Source organism: Maribacter caenipelagi, from assembly GCF_004364175.1.
Lineage (GTDB): Bacteria > Bacteroidota > Bacteroidia > Flavobacteriales > Flavobacteriaceae > Maribacter > Maribacter caenipelagi.
The window spans coordinates 11,380-32,551 of record NZ_SNZW01000015.1; the positions used below are offsets into that span (position 1 = coordinate 11,380).

Annotated in this window: 22 protein-coding genes; 18 read left to right on the plus strand and 4 right to left on the minus strand. The window is 35.6% G+C overall.

All coding sequences use genetic code 11. The features are described 5' to 3' along the window. From ccoN to DFQ03_RS10635, 8 genes are all read left to right on the plus strand, one after another. Nucleotides 1–2,199, plus strand: a complete 2,199-nt coding sequence (gene ccoN / locus DFQ03_RS10600; protein ID WP_133673162.1) for a cytochrome-c oxidase, cbb3-type subunit I — start codon at nucleotides 1–3, stop codon at nucleotides 2,197–2,199. Nucleotides 2,200–2,211: 12 nt separating this feature from the next. Further along, nucleotides 2,212–2,403, plus strand: coding sequence for a cytochrome C oxidase subunit IV (locus tag DFQ03_RS10605; protein WP_073245241.1), 192 nt, complete (start codon nucleotides 2,212–2,214; stop codon nucleotides 2,401–2,403). Further along, nucleotides 2,400–3,356, plus strand: a complete 957-nt coding sequence (locus tag DFQ03_RS10610) for a cbb3-type cytochrome c oxidase N-terminal domain-containing protein (protein WP_133673163.1) — start codon at nucleotides 2,400–2,402, stop codon at nucleotides 3,354–3,356. Before DFQ03_RS10605 ends, DFQ03_RS10610 begins: the two co-directional genes overlap by 4 nt. A gap of 47 nt (nucleotides 3,357–3,403) precedes the next feature. Beyond that, nucleotides 3,404–4,822, plus strand: a complete 1,419-nt coding sequence (gene ccoG, locus DFQ03_RS10615; RefSeq protein ID WP_133673164.1) for a cytochrome c oxidase accessory protein CcoG — start codon at nucleotides 3,404–3,406, stop codon at nucleotides 4,820–4,822. A 14-nt stretch (nucleotides 4,823–4,836) separates the two neighbouring features. Beyond that, nucleotides 4,837–5,283 (plus strand): FixH family protein, encoded by a 447-nt coding sequence (locus DFQ03_RS10620; RefSeq protein WP_133673165.1) that lies wholly within the window; start codon nucleotides 4,837–4,839, stop codon nucleotides 5,281–5,283. A 2-nt stretch (nucleotides 5,284–5,285) separates the two neighbouring features. After that, nucleotides 5,286–5,990: a sulfite exporter TauE/SafE family protein gene (locus DFQ03_RS10625; protein ID WP_133673166.1), complete on the plus strand. Its 705-nt coding sequence runs from the start codon at nucleotides 5,286–5,288 to the stop codon at nucleotides 5,988–5,990. A gap of 25 nt (nucleotides 5,991–6,015) precedes the next feature. After that, nucleotides 6,016–6,507 (plus strand): GTP-binding protein, encoded by a 492-nt coding sequence (locus tag DFQ03_RS10630; protein ID WP_133673167.1) that lies wholly within the window; start codon nucleotides 6,016–6,018, stop codon nucleotides 6,505–6,507. A 62-nt stretch (nucleotides 6,508–6,569) separates the two neighbouring features. Next, entirely contained in the window at nucleotides 6,570–8,024 is a 1,455-nt protein-coding gene (locus tag DFQ03_RS10635) for a vanadium-dependent haloperoxidase (protein WP_133673168.1), read from the plus strand. An 88-nt stretch (nucleotides 8,025–8,112) separates the two neighbouring features. On the opposite strand, the gene DFQ03_RS10640 is transcribed toward DFQ03_RS10635, so the two are convergent. Continuing rightward, a complete protein-coding gene (locus DFQ03_RS10640; RefSeq protein WP_133673169.1) occupies nucleotides 8,113–8,934 on the minus strand; it encodes a universal stress protein in 822 nt (273 codons plus the stop codon). Nucleotides 8,935–8,983: 49 nt separating this feature from the next. Continuing rightward, complete coding sequence (gene hemN / locus DFQ03_RS10645; RefSeq protein ID WP_133673170.1) at nucleotides 8,984–10,345, minus strand: oxygen-independent coproporphyrinogen III oxidase; 1,362 nt, start codon at nucleotides 10,343–10,345, stop codon at nucleotides 8,984–8,986. A 186-nt stretch (nucleotides 10,346–10,531) separates the two neighbouring features. Between hemN and DFQ03_RS10650 the strand changes: the two genes are divergently transcribed. The 8 genes from DFQ03_RS10650 (at nucleotide 10,532) to DFQ03_RS10685 (ending at nucleotide 17,001) form a co-directional block, all read left to right on the plus strand. Next, complete coding sequence (locus tag DFQ03_RS10650) at nucleotides 10,532–10,921, plus strand: DUF983 domain-containing protein (protein WP_133673171.1); 390 nt, start codon at nucleotides 10,532–10,534, stop codon at nucleotides 10,919–10,921. Between the two features lie 6 nt (nucleotides 10,922–10,927). Then, nucleotides 10,928–11,560 (plus strand): Crp/Fnr family transcriptional regulator, encoded by a 633-nt coding sequence (locus DFQ03_RS10655; RefSeq protein ID WP_133673172.1) that lies wholly within the window; start codon nucleotides 10,928–10,930, stop codon nucleotides 11,558–11,560. Nucleotides 11,561–11,629: 69 nt separating this feature from the next. Further along, nucleotides 11,630–12,430 (plus strand): sulfite exporter TauE/SafE family protein, encoded by an 801-nt coding sequence (locus DFQ03_RS10660; RefSeq protein WP_133673173.1) that lies wholly within the window; start codon nucleotides 11,630–11,632, stop codon nucleotides 12,428–12,430. Nucleotides 12,431–12,512: 82 nt separating this feature from the next. Then, nucleotides 12,513–13,928 (plus strand): MBL fold metallo-hydrolase, encoded by a 1,416-nt coding sequence (locus DFQ03_RS10665; RefSeq protein WP_133673174.1) that lies wholly within the window; start codon nucleotides 12,513–12,515, stop codon nucleotides 13,926–13,928. 229 nt (nucleotides 13,929–14,157) lie between these two features. Beyond that, nucleotides 14,158–15,567 carry an MBL fold metallo-hydrolase gene (locus DFQ03_RS10670; RefSeq protein WP_133673175.1) on the plus strand — a complete coding sequence of 470 codons (1,410 nt, stop codon included), beginning with the start codon at nucleotides 14,158–14,160 and terminating at the stop codon, nucleotides 15,565–15,567. 89 nt (nucleotides 15,568–15,656) lie between these two features. Next, nucleotides 15,657–16,001: a rhodanese-like domain-containing protein gene (locus DFQ03_RS10675; protein WP_133673176.1), complete on the plus strand. Its 345-nt coding sequence runs from the start codon at nucleotides 15,657–15,659 to the stop codon at nucleotides 15,999–16,001. Nucleotides 16,002–16,098: 97 nt separating this feature from the next. Beyond that, entirely contained in the window at nucleotides 16,099–16,728 is a 630-nt protein-coding gene (locus tag DFQ03_RS10680) for a Tll0287-like domain-containing protein (protein ID WP_166637461.1), read from the plus strand. A 3-nt stretch (nucleotides 16,729–16,731) separates the two neighbouring features. Further along, entirely contained in the window at nucleotides 16,732–17,001 is a 270-nt protein-coding gene (locus DFQ03_RS10685) for a cation transporter (RefSeq protein WP_133673178.1), read from the plus strand. Nucleotides 17,002–17,038: 37 nt separating this feature from the next. On the opposite strand, the gene DFQ03_RS10690 is transcribed toward DFQ03_RS10685, so the two are convergent. After that, entirely contained in the window at nucleotides 17,039–17,914 is an 876-nt protein-coding gene (locus DFQ03_RS10690) for a sterol desaturase family protein (RefSeq protein WP_133673179.1), read from the minus strand. 226 nt (nucleotides 17,915–18,140) lie between these two features. On the opposite strand from DFQ03_RS10690, the gene DFQ03_RS10695 reads away from it, so the two are divergent. Beyond that, nucleotides 18,141–18,344, plus strand: coding sequence for a YgaP family membrane protein (locus tag DFQ03_RS10695; protein WP_133673180.1), 204 nt, complete (start codon nucleotides 18,141–18,143; stop codon nucleotides 18,342–18,344). Nucleotides 18,345–18,481: 137 nt separating this feature from the next. Then, on the plus strand, nucleotides 18,482–19,792 hold the full coding sequence (locus tag DFQ03_RS10700; RefSeq protein ID WP_133673181.1) for an NAD(P)/FAD-dependent oxidoreductase: 1,311 nt from the start codon (nucleotides 18,482–18,484) through the stop codon (nucleotides 19,790–19,792). Nucleotides 19,793–19,835: 43 nt separating this feature from the next. Here DFQ03_RS10700 and DFQ03_RS10705 read toward each other — a convergent pair whose 3' ends face one another. Beyond that, nucleotides 19,836–21,170 (minus strand): OprD family outer membrane porin, encoded by a 1,335-nt coding sequence (locus DFQ03_RS10705; protein WP_133673182.1) that lies wholly within the window; start codon nucleotides 21,168–21,170, stop codon nucleotides 19,836–19,838. Nucleotides 21,171–21,172 lie beyond the last annotated feature (2 nt).

The window sequence follows — 21,172 nt, forward strand, 5'->3', positions numbered from 1 at the left end:
ATGGAAGTACAGCAGTTTTATTACGATAACAAAATCGTGAAAAATTTCCTTTATGCAACCATGTTCTGGGGTATCGTGGGTATGTCTGTAGGCTTATTGTTAGCCTTCATGTTCATGTTCCCTAACGTAACCGATGGCATATCATGGTTAAGTTTTGGTCGCTTACGCCCGTTGCACACCAACGCGGTAATTTTTGCATTCGTAGGTAATGCTATCTATGCGGGAGTATATTACTCCACACAACGCCTGTTAAAGGCACGTATGTACAGCGATTTTCTTAGTAAGTTTAACTTTTGGGGTTGGCAGCTAATCATCGTTGCAGCAGCAATTACCTTACCGTTAGGCTATACTAGCTCTAAAGAATATGCCGAACTTGAATGGCCTATAGATTTAGCTATTGCTGTTGTATGGGTTGCATTTGGTGTAAACCTTATTGGTACCATGATTAAAAGAAGACAACGTCACCTATATGTGGCCATCTGGTTTTATCTGGCGACTTTTGTTACGGTAGCAGTTCTTCATATTTTCAATAGTTTAGAATTACCTGTAAGTGCATTTAAAAGTTACTCGGTATACGCCGGTGTACAAGATGCATTGGTGCAATGGTGGTACGGTCATAATGCGGTTGCATTTTTCTTGACTACTCCGTTCTTAGGGCTTATGTACTATTTTGTACCCAAAGCAGCGAACAGACCGGTATACTCGTATAGATTATCTATTGTTCACTTCTGGTCGTTGATTTTTATATATATCTGGGCAGGACCTCACCATTTATTATATTCTGCATTGCCAGATTGGGCACAGAATTTAGGAGTTGCCTTCTCAATTATGCTTTTAGCTCCATCTTGGGGCGGTATGATCAACGGACTTCTAACACTTCGTGGGGCTTGGGATAAAGTACGTACCGATCCTGTTTTAAAATTTATGGTAGTTGCAATTACCGGTTATGGTATGGCAACTTTTGAAGGACCAATGCTTTCTCTTAAAAACGTAAACGCAATTGCCCACTTTAGTGATTGGATTATTGCGCACGTTCACGTTGGGGCATTAGCTTGGAACGGATTCTTAACCTTTGGTATGATCTACTACTTGGTACCTAAAATGACCAAGAACAAATTATTCTCTATTGGGTTAGCAAATTTCCACTTCTGGATCGGCACTTTAGGTATTATACTTTATACTTTACCAATGTACGTTGCTGGTTTCACTCAAGCTTTAATGTGGAAAGATTTTAATCCAGATGGTACTTTGGTTTACGGTAACTTCCTAGAAACCGTAAATGAGATTATGCCAATGTATTGGATGCGTGCCATTGGTGGCAGCCTTTATATTGTTGGTGCATGTGTAATGATTTATAATGTAGTTCGCACCATTAAATCTGGTAGTACTATAGAAGATGAATTAGCAGAAGCAGCTGCACTTACTACAGTTTCTAAACGTAGAACCGCAGGTGAAACTTTTCATACTTGGTTAGAGCGTAAGCCTATTCAATTGACAATTTTAGCTACTGTAGCTATCTTAATCGGTGGTATTATACAAATTGTACCAACTATATTGGTGAAATCTAACATCCCAACTATTACCAGTGTTAAACCATATACACCTTTAGAATTAGAAGGTCGTGATCTATACATACGTGAAGGATGTGTTAGCTGTCACTCACAAATGGTTCGTCCGTTTAGAAGTGAGGTTGAACGTTATGGTGAATATGCCAAAGCAGGTGAATTCGTTTACGATCACCCATTCCTTTGGGGTAGCAAGCGTACTGGTCCAGATTTATTAAGAGTTGGTGGTAAATACTCTGACAACTGGCACTTAAATCATATGTACGATCCTCAAAGTACATCTTCTGGTTCTATAATGCCTTCATATTCTTGGCTTGTTCGCGATGAGCATGACCGCAGTAATATTCAAACGAAAATGGAAGCAATGGTAACCCTAGGTGTTCCTTACACCGAAGATGACATTGCAAATGCATACGAATTAATGGATGCTCAGGCAGAGAAGATCGAGAAGAATTTATATAGTGATCCCGATTTTGCAAACTCTTATGAGGCAGATAAAAAATATGCCGCTGAAAATGGAGAAGAATTCATAGAAATGAGAGACCGTGAAATTGTATCTATGATTGCTTACCTACAACGTTTAGGCACAGACATTAAGATCAAAGAAACTGGTGAATTATTATCTGATAAATAAAACTAAAAAATCATGTTCAAATTTGTAAAAGGTTACATGGAAACTATAGAGGGCGTAGCAACCTACCCCATGATATCATTACTAATCTTCTTTGTGTTTTTCACATTATTATTTTGGTGGGTAATTACAGCCTCAAAATCATACATCAAAGAAGTTAGCGAATTGCCCTTAGAAGAAGATAACCAACTAAACAACCAATTATGAAAAACAATACAGCCTGGTGGTTAAGAATAACAGTAGCCTTTTTCTTGGTCATTGTACTTATGGAAATTTATATCGATAGTGGTGATCAACCGGCGTTTTTGGTCTACCCTACAATGATGTTTGGCTTTATGGCACTCATTTTATTGCTTTTAATAGCGATTGCCTTTATTGTACAAGCTATTGAAAATGTACTCTATAATACACTCGACGAAGAAGCTAAGGTGCGCTATCTAGCTGCCAAAGAAGATAAATGGGAATGGACTTGGGGCAAGAAAATGTACAACAAAATGTTGGGCAGTAAGCCTATGGAAGCTGAGGGTGAAATCATCCTTGACCACAACTATGACGGTATTCGTGAGCTAGATAACAATTTACCACCATGGTGGGTATACTTGTTCTATGCTTCTATCGTATTTGGCGTGGTCTACCTACTACGTTTTCATGTATTTAACGACTACGACCAAAAATTAGAATACGAACAAGAAGTTGCTGCTGCACAGTTAGAAATTGAAGCATACAAGAAAACAGCTAAAGGTCTTGTTGATGCCAATACGGTTGAACTGTTGACCGATGCATCAGACATTAATGCCGGTAAAGGTATTTTTGAAAGTAACTGTGTTGCTTGCCATATGGCAGATGGTGGTGGAGGTATCGGACCTAACCTTACGGATCAAAACTGGATTCTTGGCGGTGGTATCAAGAACGTTTTCAATACCATTTCTGAAGGTGGTCGTGACGGTAAAGGTATGATTGCTTGGAAACAAAACTTAAAACCCTTAGAAATGGCTCAAGTAGCTAGTTATGTGCTAAGTTTTCAAGGAACAACACCTGCCAACCCAAAAGATGCCGAGGGTGATATTTGGGTAGACCCAAATGCGCCGGCACAAGAAACGCCAGCAGAGCAAACAGTACCAACAATAGAAATAGATTCTGCATCGGTTACCATGAACTAAGTAAAGTGAGAGGTTAAAATCTCTCAAAGCCTATAAAGAGAGATAAAATGTCACAAGATCAAGATAATTTTAGAGATTCCATCGGCACCATTAAGGAAGATGGTAAACGAGCTTGGGTATTTCCTAAAAAGCCAAGTGGCAAGCTTTACGAGTATCGTAAATATGTAAGTTATGTACTGCTTACTTTCTTGATCGCTTCTCCTTTTGTTAAAATAAACGGTAATCAGTTCTTGATGTTCAATGTGTTGGAAAGACGTTTCAATATATTCGGATTTCCTTTTTACCCTCAAGATTTTCACCTCTTTGTAATCTCAATGATTATCGGGGTAGTATTTATCGCCCTTTTTACAGTTGCTTTCGGACGTATTTTCTGCGGATGGATGTGCCCGCAAACCATTTTTATGGAAATGGTTTTTCGTAGAATAGAGTATTGGATAGATGGTGATCGTGGAGCTCAAATGCGATTGGACAGACAAGAATGGAATGCTGAAAAGATTAGAAAACGGGCTTTAAAATGGTTTATCTTTTTTATTATTTCGTTCATTATCGCCAATGTTTTTCTTGCGTACTTAATTGGAAGTGACCGTTTAATTCAATACATCACCGACGGTCCAGCTCAGCATATAAGTACTATGATATCGCTTCTTATTTTTACAGGTGTATTCTATTTTGTTTTTGCATGGTTTAGAGAGCAAGTTTGTATCATTGCCTGCCCTTATGGTCGTATGCAAGGGGTTTTACTTGATAATAAATCTATCGTAGTTGCCTATGATTACGAAAGAGGTGAAGCTGAAAACGGAAGGAAGAAGTGGCGTAAGAATGAGGACCGTGAAGCATTAGGTAATGGTGATTGTATTGATTGTAACCAGTGTGTGAATGTCTGCCCAACGGGAATTGATATTAGAAACGGAACGCAGCTAGAATGTGTAAACTGTACTGCATGTATTGATGAGTGTGACACTATTATGGAAAAAGTGAATCTACCTAAAGGCTTGATTCGCTACGCAAGTGAAGATGAGATTACCAAAAAAGAAAAATTCAAATTTACTCCCCGCCTAAAAGGGTATACCGCTGTACTGGTAATATTAACGGGTGTTCTTGTAGGCATGATGTTTTTGAGAAATGACTTGGAGGCAAATATTTTAAGATTACCTGGTCAATTATATGAACACAAAGAAGGGAATATTATTAGTAATGTGTACACCTATAAATTATTGAACAAAACGACCAAAGCTGTAGAAGATGTTCATTTTGAATTGATTTCACCTAAAGGAGAGATTATACTAGTACGTCATGAGAATTTTGATGTTGCCCCAGAAGCGTTGGCAGAAGGGACCTTGTTCATTGAAATCAACCAATCTGCTTTAAGTGGTGATAAGAACAATCTTAAAATTGGGGTGTATAGCAATGACAAATTAATAGAGACCACTACGGCTCGCTTTTTGGCACCACGTAGTTATAAATAAATAAACATAGTAACATGAAAATTAATTGGGGTACCGGTATTGTAATAGCCATAGTTTCATTCATTTGTTTTATTATGTTTTTCGTCTTTAAAATGACTACAAGTCATGATGCTAATCATGATTTAGTTACCGAAGAGTATTACAAGGCCGAGCTGGGCTATCAAAAAGAAATAGATGCCGAAAAAAATGCAAATAATGCATCTTCACAAATAGAAATAAAAAAATCTACAGAGGGTTTACTCGTAATTTTCCCTAGTGGATATGATGATACCAATGTAAAAGGTATAGTGTCCCTATACAGACCATCCAACAAGAATTTGGATTTTAATTTGCCCATTAGTTTATCCAATTCACATTTGCTCATACCTGACAATCAATTGTTGGATGGTCGCTGGGACATTAAAATAACCTGGGAACACGAAGGAAAAGAGTTTCTTCATAAAGAAAGTATTATCTTTTAAATATGCTACTATCTGCCCTCATTTTAGGTCTTATGGGAAGTTTGCACTGCGTTGGTATGTGCGGACCCATTGCCTTTATGCTTCCAGTAGATCAATCAAATAATTACAAGAAATTCGGACAGATTTTTATTTATCACTTTGGTCGTTTAATGGCTTATGGAATCATAGGTCTAATATTCGGACTATTAGGTAAAGGGCTTTCTATTTTCGGAATACAACAAAAATTATCTATAGGTATTGGTATCTTAATGATCATAATTGTTCTAATTCCGTATAAAACTTTCAACAAATACAATCTCTCTAAACCCATCTATAAAATCATCTCAAAAGTCAAGAACCAACTGGGTAAAGAACTAAAGAAAAAGTCGCCCGATACGTTTTTAACAATCGGATTCTTAAACGGATTTTTACCCTGCGGACTAGTATATATGGCACTTTTTGGATCTATAGCTATGGGCGATGCTTTACAAGGTAGTCTATATATGATGCTTTTCGGCGTGGGTACGTTACCCCTAATGACCGCTGCCATATATTTCAGTAATTTACTAAAAGGCGGTATACGTCAAAAAGTACAAAAGGCAATTCCGGTATTTATAGTTATTATAGGTGTGCTTTTTATACTTCGAGGTCTTGGTTTAGGCATTCCCTACGTATCGCCTGCCCCTGTTAACCAATTAGCTTCAAGTGCAATAGAGTGTCATAACTAATGGCTTTGGCCTAATTAAACATCATATGAAACCATTACCAAACGAAATAGTTCTTCGCCCTAGGTTTCAAATGAATGTGGAACAATCTAAAGAAGCTGTTCTATCTAAATTTGAAATTGCTGCACAATCCCCTTTTTTGGTCAAAAGATTAGATGAGCATATCTTCATCAAATTCAATAAAGAAGAACATCACTTTTGGTCACCACAGTTACATTTAGAGATAGACGAGGTAGATAAATTCAATTGCCGCCTACATGGAGTTTTTGGACCTAACCCTACCCTATGGACATTCTTTATGTTCATACACTTTGTAATTGCAACACTTTTTATAGTTATAGGTATATGGGCATATTCAAGTGCATCTTTAGGGAAAGACTACCATATTCAAATAGGTATCATGATTATGCTAATAGCACTATGGTTCGTTTTATATTTTGCCGGTAGAAGTGGTAAGAAAAAAGGGAAGCCCCAAATGCACCAATTACATGATTTTATGAAGAATGTTCTTACAACATAAATTTTATTTTTTTTAAAGTCCTCACTATATTTAAAATCACAGAACAACCAACGAATAAACGAATGAAACATATATTACTTTTAGTTATAACACTAACATTTTTTAGTGTAGAAACTACTATTGCCCAACATAAAAGTGAAGAACCAAAAGGTGTTGATAATGTCGCCTATAAATGGGGGAAAATGGCATTGGATGCTACGGCTTCAGATACAGAAAAATTTAAACCAAGACCAACGATTACTTCTCGTTATTTAGGATTGATATTCACCTCCATTTTTGATGCATGGTCTAGGTACGACGAAAATGCTATTCCCGTTTACTTAAAAGCTATTGATAGAAGGCCTATAGACGAACAAACGCTATCTAACAAAGAAATTGCCATTAGCTACGCCGCTTTTGGCGCTATGAAAGAATACTACTATTCTGATACAGAAATGTTTAGAAAATTCATGATGGAATTAGGTTTAGACCCCAATAATACTTCTATGGACCCAACGACTCCTGAAGGTATAGGAAATTTAGCCGCTATGGCAACAATAGAAGCTAGAAAAAATGATGGAAGCAACCAATATGGTGATATTGCAGGCTCTGACGGAAAACCATATTTTGATTATACCAACTACAGTCCCGTAAATACTGCAGATGAAAGCACCGATATTAATCGTTGGCAACCTAAATACTTTTCTGATGGAAATGGCGGTCAATACGCGCCAGGTTGTCTTACGCCTTACTGGCAAAAAGTAACACCGATAACCATGATATCGGCTGACCAGTTTAGACCAGGACCGCCACCTATGTACGGTTCTGAGCAATTGAAGAAAGAAGTAAAAGAAGTAGTTGATCTGCAAGCCAACCTTTCTGATGAAGATAAGGCATTGGTTGAATTCATGCGTGACGGACCACAATCTGTACAACAAGCAGGACATTGGTTAAAGTTTGCCCAAGATGTTTCTCGCCGTGATAACCACAACCTAGATCAAGATGTAAAAATGTATTTCTTAACCGAAATAACCGCTATGGATGCCTTTATTGCTTCTTGGGATTCTAAAATGTTCTATGATTATGCCAGACCATATGCACTAGTTCATGAATATTATAAAGATAAAACTATTAAAGCTTGGGGCGGACCTGGTAAAGGCGTAATTGAAATGAAAGGACAAGAATGGAGACCTTATTCACCGGATATCTTTTTATGTCCGCCATTTCCTAGCTACACTTCAGGGCATAGTACCATTAGTGGTGGTTGTGCAGAAGTATTGCGTTTGTTTACAGGCGATGAATACTTTGGTGAATCGGTAGAATTAATGCCTGGCACATTAACTGAAATTGATTCTGCTTTCTATGGAAAACCTGTAACTATAACTTTTCCTACATTTACAGAATCAGCAAATATGGCTGGTATGTCTAGAGTTATGGGTGGTTATCACATTCAAGCTGATAATGTTGCCGGACTGCAATTAGGCAGAGATGTGGCTGCACAAGCATGGGAATTTTACAATGAGCATTTAGGCAACTAAAAATTCTTTACTTTTTAGATATCTGAAAAACAAATAAACCCAAGGCTTTCACCTTGGGTTTATTCTTGTTTATAGAAAAAGTTAGTATTTATATTTTAAAGGTAATTACCGGTATTTGAGAATGGTTTACGACATCTTCGCCAATGCTTCCATTAAACAAATGCGAAATACCTTTACGACCGTGTGTTGGCATCGCTATGGCATCTGCCAATATGGTATTGCCATAATTTAGTATTCCTTGTTCTACGCTATAATCATTGTAAATCTCAACTTGCTGTGCAGAATTAGCTTTGTTTAAAAACTTATTTATTTTTTGATAGGCATCTCTATTGCTCATAAATTCATCGTTTGGCGTGTTAATAAAAACAACTTCCATGTTAGCATCTAACATCGCTGCAAACTCCTTAGCTTTTTGAAAAGCTGGTAAATTATCATCGTTAAAATCGCATGCGAACACAAAACGATCTAAACTTAAATTGGTTATCTCTCCCTTTATTACTAAAACTGGTACAGTAGCGTTACGAACCACTTTTTCTGCATTAGATCCAATAAACATTTCTTCCAATCCGCTTGCTCCATTAGAACCCATTACTATTAAGTCTGCGTCATGCTCTTTTGCTATGGCATCTAGCTCACTGAATACTTTATAATGCTTAATTACCGGAGTTACCGAAACACCTTCTAAATAAGGCTTTTCTAAGAACTCTTTTAAATTCTTTTCTGCCAATTTCACTAAGAAAACCGTTTGTTCAATGTACATACCATCAGGCGATGAAAGTATTGCTTGATTTAGTTCTAACATATGAACTACCAATAGTTCTACTTTATGTTTTTTAGCCAAGTCTGCAGCTGCCTTAAGTGCTTGTTCTGACTGTTTTGAAAAATCTGTAAGTACGATTATTTTTTTCATGGAAATTTTATTTAGCTATTATTAAGATAAGGAACTTCTTTTTTTAATATTAAACAGTCATTGAAAAAAGTTTGGTGTCAGGTGACTTCTTTTGCAATGGCAAATCAAAAGCCATACACACATTTCTAACGAACGGTCTACCCTTTTCATTAATTCGAAGACTACCTTCGGTTATGGTCACTAAACCATCTTCCTCCATTTCTTTTAACCTATTTAGTATACTATCTATTTGTGGTAGATGCAATTTAAAGTCGCTCCAAGATGTTTTAAACTGGCACATTAAATTTAAGATATGTCTTCTTATAATTTGATCTTCTTCTGATAAAATATGTCCTCTATAAAGCGGAATAATATCATTTTCCACAAGGTTCTGATATTCTTCAACATTTTTTACATTCTGTGCAAAACCGTACCAGCTATCACTTATACTTGAAGCCCCTAACCCAATCATTAAATGGGTATTAGAGCTGGTATAGCCCATAAAATTTCTATGCAAATCTCCATTCTGCATAGCTTTGAGCAATCTGTCACTCTCTAAGGCAAAGTGATCCATTCCTATTTCATGATACCCATAATTCAAGAGCAACTCTTTACCTACTTCATACTGAGTTCTTTTTTCATCACCTGCAGGTAAATCTGCGTCATTATAACCGCGTTGACCATTACCGGCCAACCATGGCACATGTGCATAGCTGTAAAAGGCAATACGGTCTGGTTTTAATTCTTTGGTCTTTTCTATCGTATTAATGACATGTTCTAGCTTCTGGTGAGGTAGACCGAATATGATATCGTGACTTACAGAATTATACCCAATTTCACGAGCCCACTTGGTTACATTTTTTACATTTTCAAAAGGCTGAATTCTATTAATTGCCTTCTGTACCGTTTCATTATAATCTTGCACACCAAAGCTTACTCTTCTAAAACCAACATCGTATAATGCTTGTAAATGTTCTTTGGTCGTATTGTTGGGGTGCCCTTCAAAACTGAACTCGGCATCATTGGCCTTATCGGCTTTTCTTAGAATACCATCAATTAAATACTTTAAGTGTTCTGGAGTAAAAAATGTTGGTGTACCCCCACCTAAGTGTAGCTCTTTTATAATTGGTTTTTCATCAAATATTGCGCTATATAATTTCCATTCTTTTAAAACAGATTTTATATATGGCATCTCTAAATCGTGTCGTTTTGTTATACGCTTATGACATCCGCAGAAAGTGCACATACTCTCACAAAAAGGTAAGTGTATATACAAACTTATACCCGATACAGAGTTGCTAACGTGAAAACTCTTTTTTACCGATGCTTCCCATTTTTTTCCTGAAAAGGTGTCAATATCCCAAAAAGGAACTGTGGGGTAACTAGTATACCTAGGTCCTGGTACATTATACTTTTGAACAAGCGAACACATAAATTTTTAATTTGATAACAAACATACATGACTATGCCAGCATATAATATGATTTTTATCAGGTTAAAAATCATTGAAAAAAAATATCTTTCTTCATAAATTAAAGGACTTTGGTAATCTGTTATGTAACCTATGTTACCTTTTAAATAATCAGAATCGAATAATTTTGTATTTAAATTCAGAAGTATGCTACCTAAAGGTTCTAAGTTGTACAGTATTATATTTTTAAAATGCCCTAGATGTCATAAAGGCGAATTTTTTGAAGCCAACCCTTATAAATTAAGTAACTTTAATAAGGTCAAAGAACGTTGCCCAAAGTGCGATTTAAAATATAGTATTGAACCTAGTTTTTATACGGGATCAATGTACGTTTCTTACGGCGTAGGTATAGCCGTGGCAGTTGCTGCGTATGTATTAACATTACTATTCGGGCTTCAACTGTCCATAGGTACTTTGTTTGTTGTTATCGTAACTTCGCTAGTGTTAACAATGCCATGGATAGCTGCCGTATCAAAATCTATTTGGGCGAATATTTTTTTTAAATTTGATAAAGAAATAGCACAAAAAATTAATTAGCCAAGAATGATTCAAGACTTAAAGGAAGAATACGGAAATATCTTCGAAGAAGAGCTCATTAATGAAATCGTACAGGTAGGTACTTTTAAAGAAGTACCCGAGGGTTATAAATTCATGGAGATAGGCGACTACATTAGAGGTATGCCATTATTGATATCTGGAGTCATTAAAATTTTAAGAGAAGATGAAGATGGCGATGAGTTATTACTGTACTATCTAGAAAAAGGTGATACCTGCTCTATGACCATGGCATGTTGTATGGGCGACAAAAAAAGTGAGATCAGGGCCATAGCCGAAACAGATGCCAAACTTATTATGGTACCTATTCAGAAAATGGAAGAATGGACCGGTAAATATAAATCTTGGAGAAATTTCGTTTTCAATAGTTATCATGTTAGGCTAAATGAGCTTTTAAGCACTTTAGATAATATCGCTTTTCAAAAGATGGATGAACGCCTAATTGGCTATCTAAAGGAAAAAGCAAGGGTAACTAAAGACAATATAATTCATAGTACCCATCAAGATATTGCCTACGACCTGCATAGTTCTAGAGTCGTAATTTCTAGGCTTTTAAAGAAGCTTGAAGAAATGGGCAAAATTAAACTTCACCGCAATTATTTAGAATTATTAGATTTATAATACCTCTGTAACCAATGTTACTGCGAAGGTTTCCACACCGTTCTACTTTTGTGATATCAAATACATCACATGGAAATTTTGCAAATTCTTGGTTATATCAGTGCCTTAGTTATCGGTATTTCATTAGGTCTTATTGGAGGCGGTGGTTCTATATTGGCCGTACCTGTTTTAGCCTACCTGTTTTCAATTAATGAAAAAGCTGCAACCGCGTACTCCCTCTTTGTTGTTGGTGCAAGTGCATTGGTCGGTGGTTGGCAACAGCATCTAAAAGGTTACGTAGATTGGCGTACTGCCATTGTTTTTGGTATACCTGCAATTATTGGTGTTACACTGGTTAGACATTATGTGGTACCTGCAATGCCCGATGTATTATTTCAAGTTGAACACTTTCAATTTACACGTAGAATGGCAATGTTCGGTCTGTTCGCTGTTTTAATGATACCCGCTGCATATGCTATGCTTAAAAAAGAAAAAAGTGTTATTAAAGGCGGAAATGTTTCTTATAATTATCCATTAATTTTAATAGAAGGATTATTAGTTGGTAGCATCACCGGATTAATTGGCGCTGGTGGCGGATTTTTGATTATTCCCGCTTTGGTCATATTGGCGAATGTTGATATGAAAGTTGCCGTGGGTACCTCTTTAATCATAATTGCCATTAAATCTTTAATGGGTTTCTTTTTAGGCGATGCGATGACCATGGTCATTGATTGGAAGTTTCTTGCCATTTTCACATCACTATCTTTTGTGGGTATTTTTATTGGTAGTTACCTCAGCAACTTCATAGATGGTAAAAAGCTCAAGAAAGGTTTCGGCTATTTTATTCTTGTTATGGCTGCCTTTATTTTCTATATGGAATTCTTCAAATAAAATTTCGCTTGTGTAACTAATGTCACTGTACACGTTTCAAAGAGGGGCTAATTTTATGTTATTAATCAAAACATACAACAACATGAAAGTAGAACAAATTTATACCGGATGTTTGGCACATGCAGCCTATTATATAGAAAGTAATGGCGTAGCTGCGGTTTTTGACCCGTTACGAGAAGTACAACCTTATATAGATCGTGCTGAAAAAGATAACGCAAAAATTAAGTACGTTTTTGAAACTCATTTTCATGCCGACTTTGTAAGTGGTCATTTAGACTTACAGAAAAAAGTGGGAGCTGAAATAGTATTTGGTCCTGGGGCAAAACCTGCTTATAAAGCAACTACGGCTAAAGACAATCAAATATTTGAAGTAGGCGATTATAAGGTAAAAGTAATTCATACTCCAGGACATACGATGGAGAGTACCACCTACCTTTTAATTGATGAGAAAGACCAGGAACATGGTATTATTACTGGAGATACCCTATTTATTGGCGATGTAGGTAGACCTGATCTTGCACAACATGTAGTTGCAGATTTAACCGAAGAAAAACTTGCCGGACATTTGTTCGATTCTCTTCGTAATAAAATTATGCCTTTAAGCGATGATCTGATCGTTTATCCAAATCATGGCGCAGGTTCTGCCTGTGGTAAAATGATGAGCAAAGAAACTACAGATACCTTAGGGCATCAAAAGAAAGTAAACTATGCGTTAAGACCAGATATGACCAAAGAGGAGTTCATCAAAGAACTATTGACAGGTCTGACCACTCCTCCAGGGTATTTCCCTAAAAATGTTTTAATGAACATTCAAGGCTACGAAAGTTTAGACAAGATTATGAACCGTGCCTCTACCCCATACACTCCTGAAGCTTTTGAGGCTGTTGCCAATGAAACTGGCGCTTTAGTTTTAGATACTAGAAATGCCGAAGATTTTGCTAAAGGGTTTATTCCTAATAGTATCAACATTGGTTTAGAAGGTAGTTTTGCACAATGGGTAGGAGAAATGATACCAGATATTAAACAAGAAATTTTATTGGTAACCTATCAAGACAAACAAGAAGAGGCTATTACCCGCTTGGCAAGAGTTGGTTATGATCATACCGTAGGTTTTTTAGATGGTGGTTTTGATACATGGAAGAATTCAGGAAAAGATTTTGAAACAATAGAAAGAATAGATGCACCCTATTTAGAAGCTGCATATTCTAAAGATAAACCCTTGATCATCGATGTTAGAAAAAAGAGCGAGTTTGATTCTGAACATGTAATAGACGCCATAAACGTTCCATTAAATGAAATTAACCAGCATTTAGCTCAATTTCCAAAAGACAAACCTTTTGTTTTACATTGTGCAGGTGGTTACAGAAGTATGATCGCCGCTTCTATTTTAAAGCAAAGAGGATGGAAGGACTTTACAGATGTCAGAGGCGGATTTGAGGTTATTTCAAAAACGAATCTTCCTAAAACGGAATATGTTTGCCCTTCTACCCTATTATAGAATTTTAATATTCAAATTATTAAAAAGCCTTGTTATACAGCAAGGCTTTTTCATTTCTAATAGTAAATAATTTTCGTGGAAAGCCCCGTGGCATTGAATTGAAAACATAATTATTATTTCAATGTAAGCGTCTGAGCATTTAAATTTCGATTATCGACTAAATGTAACCTATGTTACTGTGCAGTACCTTTTACAAGTGTAATTTTGAGCCAATAATAAATATTAACTTATGAAAGTAGAACAAATATATACTGGTTGTCTTGCGCAAGGTGCTTACTACATTGAAAGCAATGGAGAAGTCGCCATTATTGATCCTCTACGAGAAGTACAGCCTTACATAAAAAAAGCTGCGGCAGATAATGCTAAAATCAAATATATTTTTGAAACTCATTTTCATGCCGATTTTGTTAGTGGTCATGTAACCTTGGCCAAAGAAACTGGTGCTGATATCATATACGGACCTAATGCGAATCCGTCTTTCGAAGCTATTATTGCTAAAGATAATCAAGAGTTCAAATTAGGTGATATTACCATCACTGCTTTACATACACCTGGTCATACGATGGAAAGTACCACCTATTTATTAAGAGATGCTTCAGGTAAAGACTATGCTGTTTTTAGTGGCGACACTTTATTTTTAGGTGATGTCGGCAGACCTGATCTTGCTCAGAAAATGGGCGAATTAACAGAGCGTGACCTTGCCGGATTTTTATTTGACAGTCTACGTGAAAAAATTATGCCTTTAGCAGATGACGTTATCGTTTACCCTGCTCATGGTGCCGGTTCTGCATGTGGTAAGAATATGATGAAAGAAACGGTAGATACCTTGGGCAACCAAAAGAAAATGAATTATGCCTTACGTTCAGATATGACGAAAGAAGAATTTATTGATGAAGTAATCGATGGCTTACTACCACCGCCTCAATATTTTCCCTTAAACGTAAAGCTCAATAAAGAAGGTTACGAAGATATAAAAGAGGTATTGGTACGTGGCACAAGAGCACTATCTTCAAAGGCTTTTGAAGCAGCCGCAAATGAAACGGGCGCGATAGTTTTAGATGTTCGTCATCAAGACGATTTTGCCAAAGGCCATATTCCACGATCCATTTTTATAGGCCTCGATGGTAGTTTTGCCCCATGGGTAGGTGCTTTAATTGCAGATGTAAAACAACCTATTTTATTGGTAACCCCAATTGGAATGGAAGAAGAAGCGGTAACTCGATTATCAAGAGTTGGTTTTGATGGTACGCTAGGATATTTAAAAGGCGGTTTCGATGCTTGGAAAAAAGCTGCAATGGAATATGATACCGTTAGTCAGGTTGATGCAGATGAGCTTAAGAAAGTTATTGAAACCGATCATGTACCTGTATTCGATGTTCGTAAAGAATCTGAATACCTTTCTGAACATATAATTGATGCCAAAAACACACCCCTAGATTTCTTAAATGATCATTTAGCCGAGTTCCCAAACAAAAAATCATTCTACGTGCATTGCGCAGGTGGTTACAGAAGTATGATTGCATCATCTATTTTAAAAAGTAGAGGTATTCATAATCTAATAGATGTAAAAGGCGGATTTAAAGATATTAAAGAAGCTGGTATACCGGTTACTGAATTTGTTTGTCCTACTACATTATAAGTTTTTTTATTGATTGGTTATTGAAGGAAACGGTCATACACCACTACCGTTTCTTTCTATTATTGAATATTAATTTTAAATAAAATATTATGTCATTTTTAAGTACACTCTTTGGTAAAAAAGAAGAAACCGCAGGTAATATTACTATACTGAACAAGAATGAATATGCCTCGCAAATCGTAACTAACAATATCAAACCAATTGATGTAAGAACACCGTCAGAATATAATGGCGGTCACATTAAAAACGCTATAAACGTTGATTTTTTTAACGGTGGGAACTTTAACGCTTACTTTGAAAAAGTAAATAAAGAAAAACCGGTATATGTATATTGTAGATCAGGTGCAAGAAGCCAAAAAGCAGCTCGTAAACTATTAAAAATGGGCTTTACACAAGTATATGATCTTAAAGGAGGGTATACTTCTTGGAATTAAAATCAAAAGCTATCTTTTAATAGGTAGCTTTTGGTAGGTTTATCTAGTTATGATGGTTTATTTCAAAGCCAATCAATATATTTTAAATTCCATACTTATGAAAAATATCTTTTTAATGTTAACGATTATTTTTGCAATTGGTTGTAAAGATTCTCCAAAGGTTAAGCAAGAAGTTCTAGAAAATACCGACAGTACCTCTTTGTCTGAAATAGATACTAAAATAAACGATAGCCTACTTTTAGAAAAAGGTAAAATGTATGCCCAAACTACCCAAAAAGTTTTAGGTAAGAATCTTATGCTCAACATTCAAAAAAATGGTCCATTAGGTGCTGTAGCGTTTTGTAATGAAAAGGCATATCCTCTAACAGATAGTATGGCTATTGTTCATCATGCTAAAATAAAAAGGGTAAGCGATAAGCCAAGAAATCAAAATAATAAAGCAAGTAAAAAAGAGCTTGAATATATTGAGTTTTTTAAATCAAAAATTAATAACAACGAGTCTTACGAACCTATACTAACGAATGAGAATGGAGTAACTAATTTCTATTCCCCTATTGTAACCAATACCATGTGCCTAAACTGCCATGGTGTGCCAGAAACAAATATCGACCCAAAGGTTACACAACTTTTGATCGATAAATACCCCTATGACGAGGCTATTGGCTATAAAGAAAACGAGGTAAGAGGTATTTGGAGTATACGTTTTAAAGACGAACAAAATAAATAAAATATGACATCAGTAATTCCTATTCAAAATTTAAAATGTGGCGGCTGTGCCAAAACAATTATTTCCAAATTAGAAGAGATACCTACCATAACTAATGTATCGGTATCGGTCGAGTCATCATCAGTTTCTTTTGATGCTTTAAAGCAAGAAGGTATTGCTAGTGCAAAAATTAAATTAAAGGCCATTGGTTACCCAAGTCTCGATGAAGAAAATTCAGTGCTATCTAAAGCTAAGTCTTTTGTAAGTTGTGCAACAGGCAAACTATCTGACTAATTTTAAGAATATAAAGAAGAAGTAATTATGCATTGTATTACTTCTTCTTTGTTTTAAACCCATGAGTAATCTGCCCTAAAAAATCTTGTGGCATATTCTCATCTCCTGGGTAACCTAATCTTACATCACCACTATCTTCTGGTATGTAATTGGTCTTAAATAGATAATCCCACAGACTTAAACTAATTCCGAAATTTACACCGTATGTTCCTTCTGGCAAATCATAGGCATGATGGTACAAATGCATTACCGGGTTGTTTAAAATATACTTCAAAGGCCCCCAGGTAATTTTTATGTTAGAATGGTTTAGATGCCCTATTGCTATGGCAACAAAATGTACGATGTAGGCTTGTTCTGGCTCAAAACCTCCTAAAATCATTACGCCGAAGGTCTTCAACGGTTTATACAAAATATTCTCCATCCAATGATAACGTAAATGCGCTGCAAAGCCCATTTCTTTTACACTATGGTGTACTTTATGAAAATTCCAAAGAAAGGCGTATTTGTGTAATAATGTATGTGTAAACCATTGCACAAAATCTAATACGATGAAAAATAATAACAGTTGACCCCACATTGGCCAACCAGATATATCTATAATAGCCAAACTATTTGCTTTTATACCAATATCAATAAAAAACACTTGTAGTAATTTATAAATACCACTTATGGCAATGGCAAATAGAAAGAAATTGAAGAACATGTAAAAGCCGTCTAACCAAAAGTCTTTTCTAAATACCCCTTGTTGTCTTCTCCAAGGAAAAACAATTTCCAAGAACCAAACTATAAGCGATATAGAAATTAAGCCCCAAAAGTAATTTAAATACCAGGGCACTTGAAAAATGATTGATTTCCATGTCCAACTTAATGTGCCTGTTATCGCATTTAAAAACGCATCTATATATGCTTCCATTCCTGTAACGCTTTTTGCAAAAATAATGTAATAATTATGGCCTTGCTGTAACTAAAGTTACATTAAAAACCACGGTTGTCCATTAGTTTTGAGCTGACCAATGTCATATGTCACTTTCTTAGTTTATAGTACTTTGGCAAAGTATAAGATGTATCAAGTACAATAACTATTGATTATGTCTACTATATAGTGTCAACATTACAAATAACATTTAAAAATTAGTATCATGAAAAAGAATATGGGAACCACAGATAAATTCATAAGATTCATAATTGCCGCAGCACTTTTGATTGCATTTTTTACAGGTGCAGTTACTGGAATTTTAGGTTATGTGGCATTAGCAATAGCAGCCATTTTCATCTTAACTTCATTTGTTAGTTTTTGCCCTCTATATACTTTATTCGGCGCTAATACGTGTAAAATAAAATAGTAAGGCTAACATACCATACTTTTTATTAACGAATACATCGACATGAATTATAACCTTCATGACTCTATGTAACATTTGTTACATTATATTTATTTTGCATCATTTATATTTATCATATTCATAAAAATAATAGCAAAATGAAATCACATCATCAGGTATTGATTATTGGGGGAGGTACTGCAGGTATCATGGTAGCAGCCCAACTTCTTACCCAAAAGAGAGCAAAAGACGTTGCAATTATCGAACCCGCAGATACTCATTATTACCAACCTGCATGGACCCTGGTAGGTGCTGGTACATATGACTTTGACAAAACGGCTCGACCAATGTCATCGGTTATACCTAAAAATGCTACTTGGATAAAAGATAAGGCTACTGGTTTCGACCCCGAAAACAATATCGTACACACAGCATCTAAAGGAGATATCACGTACGATTATTTAGTAGTTGCACCAGGTCTTGCATATGATTTCAGTTTAGTACCTGGCTTAGGCAAAGCTATAGATAAAGGTGTTGTATGCAGTAATTATACAAACCCTAAACATACTTGGGATGTTATTAAAAATTTCAAAGGCGGTACCGCACTTTTTACGCAACCAACAACCCCTATTAAATGTGGTGGAGCACCCCAAAAAATAATGTACTTGGCAGAAAGTCATTTTAGAAAAAGTGGAATCCGTAAAAAAACCGATGTCATTTTCGCTACTGGTGGTACTGTTATTTTTGGTGTAAAGAAAATAGCCAAAACCTTAATGGAGGTAGTTGACCGAAAGGATATTAACCTTAGGTTTCATCACAAACTTGTGGCTGTTGATGGTGATAAACAAATTGCCTGGTATGAAATGGGTCAAGAAATTACCGCTGGTGGTTGTGTGGTTATCTCTAGCAACAAGGTCGATGACTTAAAATTAGACGAAAAATTTCAATATAATTATAAGGACGTAAAAGTTAGCGTTGATGGCAACCGTTATGGAATTCATTATGATATGATGCATACCGCTCCACCTTCTGTAGCTCCTAAATTTGTAAAGGATTCAACATTAGTTAACGCTGCGGGTTGGTTGGATGTTAACCATCAAACTATGCAACATAATAGCTATGCCAATATTTTTGGCTTAGGAGATGTCGCTGCCTTACCTACTGCTAAAACAGGAGCCGCAATCCGTAAACAGGTGCCTATCGTAGTTGACAACTTAAACCTTTTAATTAATAGTCATAAAATGGGAACTAAATCTTATAACGGATATTCTTCTTGCCCATTGGTAACGGACTATGGAAAAATGGTGTTAGCGGAATTTGATTATGACAATAATTTTACTCCGGATCCTAAATTGAAAAGAATGCTCATAAGCGATTCTTCTAAAGAACATTGGAGATTATGGATGCTTAAAAAATATGGTCTACCCTACTTATATTGGAATAAAATGATGAAAGGTAAAGATGTTTAAGACAAAGAAAAATCCCTATTGTAATAGGGATTTTTTTATGCTATTAAAAGTTATAGTTAATAATTAAATCTAAGTGAAACATATTTACCTTGTTAAAGATGAAATTAGGGTTATCAGGTATATCTCCATTCCCAATTTTAGAGGTAAGCAATAGCTCTGGTCGTAGATTTTTAAGTTTCTTCATTTTAAAGAAAATATCTAAATTAATATGGGTGTAATTTGGCATTGCATATTTATTGAAAGTAGCATTGGTTACATCTGGTTTCCAATGCTTTCCAATACTTATGATTGACATAAGATTTAGATCTTTTGAAAGGGTAAGGTCTTTTTTATAATTGAATACTAAAGCATGATTATCAGCTGAACCTTCGCTACGTTCTCGCTTTTGAAAACTGAATAAATCTTCTCTACCCCATTCTCTTGGCGATAGAAATTGACCGTTCGGTAAAATTCTATTATAACTTAAAGAAATTAGCCCTGCTTCACTTTTATACGACATTTTCAATCCTAAAACATCTGCAGTGTTTTGATTAAAATAACGAAGAGAATCAATTCTATTACCGCCATTGCCCACTTTATTTTGATGTAGCCACTCCCCTTCTATTTGTACAGACTCAGATAACCTATAAGAGGGTTTAATGTAGAACGAATTGTATATATTGTCTACAAATTGATTCCATATATTCAATTTTAAGTCTTGTGTTATTTTAAAATTTGCATTCGCCATTATAACATAATCAGATGCTGTATTATTGGTATATTGAGAAGCATCCCCATTTTTATTTCTACCCACAGGGTATGTTCCAATGCTCTCCCCAATACCATAAAACTTTCCTGTTGACCTCGGCGCTATTTCATTTAATACACCCAATTGAAATTTTGACTTCTCCGAATTAAAATTGTACCATAAACCTTGTACTAAAGTAGGTATCATTCTTCCGTCTTCAGGGTTAATCAGTGGTGTATTTATCTTGATTCTACCCAGGGTTAAAGAATGTTGTTTTAAATGATATTTCGCATACAATTCCCCTAATAAAAATACCGCATCGTTTTCTAGATCCAACCTATCAAACAATCCTTCTTCATATCTACTAATTCTTCCCGTTATCGCATCTGGCATAGTTAAATCTTGTAGCCCTAAATTCGTAGAATTATATAATGCTGCACCTACTTCTAAGTTTTCTAAAAGATTATACTGGTATTTTAATTTACCTCCTGTTGCTAAAGCATTAAAGTCTTTTAATTCCCCTTTATTAGAAGTCATCATATAATATGTTCGCCATTGACCAGAAAAAGCTCCCCTTTTCTGAGTAACTACAGAATCTTGGGAAATCGAAAAAATAGGCAAACAAAAAATGAACAGATATAGTAATCGCATGT

Coding starts and splice junctions, on each gene's coding strand:
- ccoN (WP_133673162.1), top strand. CDS start 1: ATGGAAGTACAGCAGTTTTATTACGATAACAAAATCGTGAAAAATTTC.
- DFQ03_RS10605 (WP_073245241.1), top strand. CDS start 2,212: ATGTTCAAATTTGTAAAAGGTTACATGGAAACTATAGAGGGCGTAGCA.
- DFQ03_RS10610 (WP_133673163.1), top strand. CDS start 2,400: ATGAAAAACAATACAGCCTGGTGGTTAAGAATAACAGTAGCCTTTTTC.
- ccoG (WP_133673164.1), top strand. CDS start 3,404: ATGTCACAAGATCAAGATAATTTTAGAGATTCCATCGGCACCATTAAG.
- DFQ03_RS10620 (WP_133673165.1), top strand. CDS start 4,837: ATGAAAATTAATTGGGGTACCGGTATTGTAATAGCCATAGTTTCATTC.
- DFQ03_RS10625 (WP_133673166.1), top strand. CDS start 5,286: ATGCTACTATCTGCCCTCATTTTAGGTCTTATGGGAAGTTTGCACTGC.
- DFQ03_RS10630 (WP_133673167.1), top strand. CDS start 6,016: ATGAAACCATTACCAAACGAAATAGTTCTTCGCCCTAGGTTTCAAATG.
- DFQ03_RS10635 (WP_133673168.1), top strand. CDS start 6,570: ATGAAACATATATTACTTTTAGTTATAACACTAACATTTTTTAGTGTA.
- DFQ03_RS10640 (WP_133673169.1), bottom strand. CDS start 8,934: ATGAAAAAAATAATCGTACTTACAGATTTTTCAAAACAGTCAGAACAA.
- hemN (WP_133673170.1), bottom strand. CDS start 10,345: ATGTGTTCGCTTGTTCAAAAGTATAATGTACCAGGACCTAGGTATACT.
- DFQ03_RS10650 (WP_133673171.1), top strand. CDS start 10,532: ATGCTACCTAAAGGTTCTAAGTTGTACAGTATTATATTTTTAAAATGC.
- DFQ03_RS10655 (WP_133673172.1), top strand. CDS start 10,928: ATGATTCAAGACTTAAAGGAAGAATACGGAAATATCTTCGAAGAAGAG.
- DFQ03_RS10660 (WP_133673173.1), top strand. CDS start 11,630: ATGGAAATTTTGCAAATTCTTGGTTATATCAGTGCCTTAGTTATCGGT.
- DFQ03_RS10665 (WP_133673174.1), top strand. CDS start 12,513: ATGAAAGTAGAACAAATTTATACCGGATGTTTGGCACATGCAGCCTAT.
- DFQ03_RS10670 (WP_133673175.1), top strand. CDS start 14,158: ATGAAAGTAGAACAAATATATACTGGTTGTCTTGCGCAAGGTGCTTAC.
- DFQ03_RS10675 (WP_133673176.1), top strand. CDS start 15,657: ATGTCATTTTTAAGTACACTCTTTGGTAAAAAAGAAGAAACCGCAGGT.
- DFQ03_RS10680 (WP_166637461.1), top strand. CDS start 16,099: ATGAAAAATATCTTTTTAATGTTAACGATTATTTTTGCAATTGGTTGT.
- DFQ03_RS10685 (WP_133673178.1), top strand. CDS start 16,732: ATGACATCAGTAATTCCTATTCAAAATTTAAAATGTGGCGGCTGTGCC.
- DFQ03_RS10690 (WP_133673179.1), bottom strand. CDS start 17,914: ATGGAAGCATATATAGATGCGTTTTTAAATGCGATAACAGGCACATTA.
- DFQ03_RS10695 (WP_133673180.1), top strand. CDS start 18,141: ATGAAAAAGAATATGGGAACCACAGATAAATTCATAAGATTCATAATT.
- DFQ03_RS10700 (WP_133673181.1), top strand. CDS start 18,482: ATGAAATCACATCATCAGGTATTGATTATTGGGGGAGGTACTGCAGGT.
- DFQ03_RS10705 (WP_133673182.1), bottom strand. CDS start 21,170: ATGCGATTACTATATCTGTTCATTTTTTGTTTGCCTATTTTTTCGATT.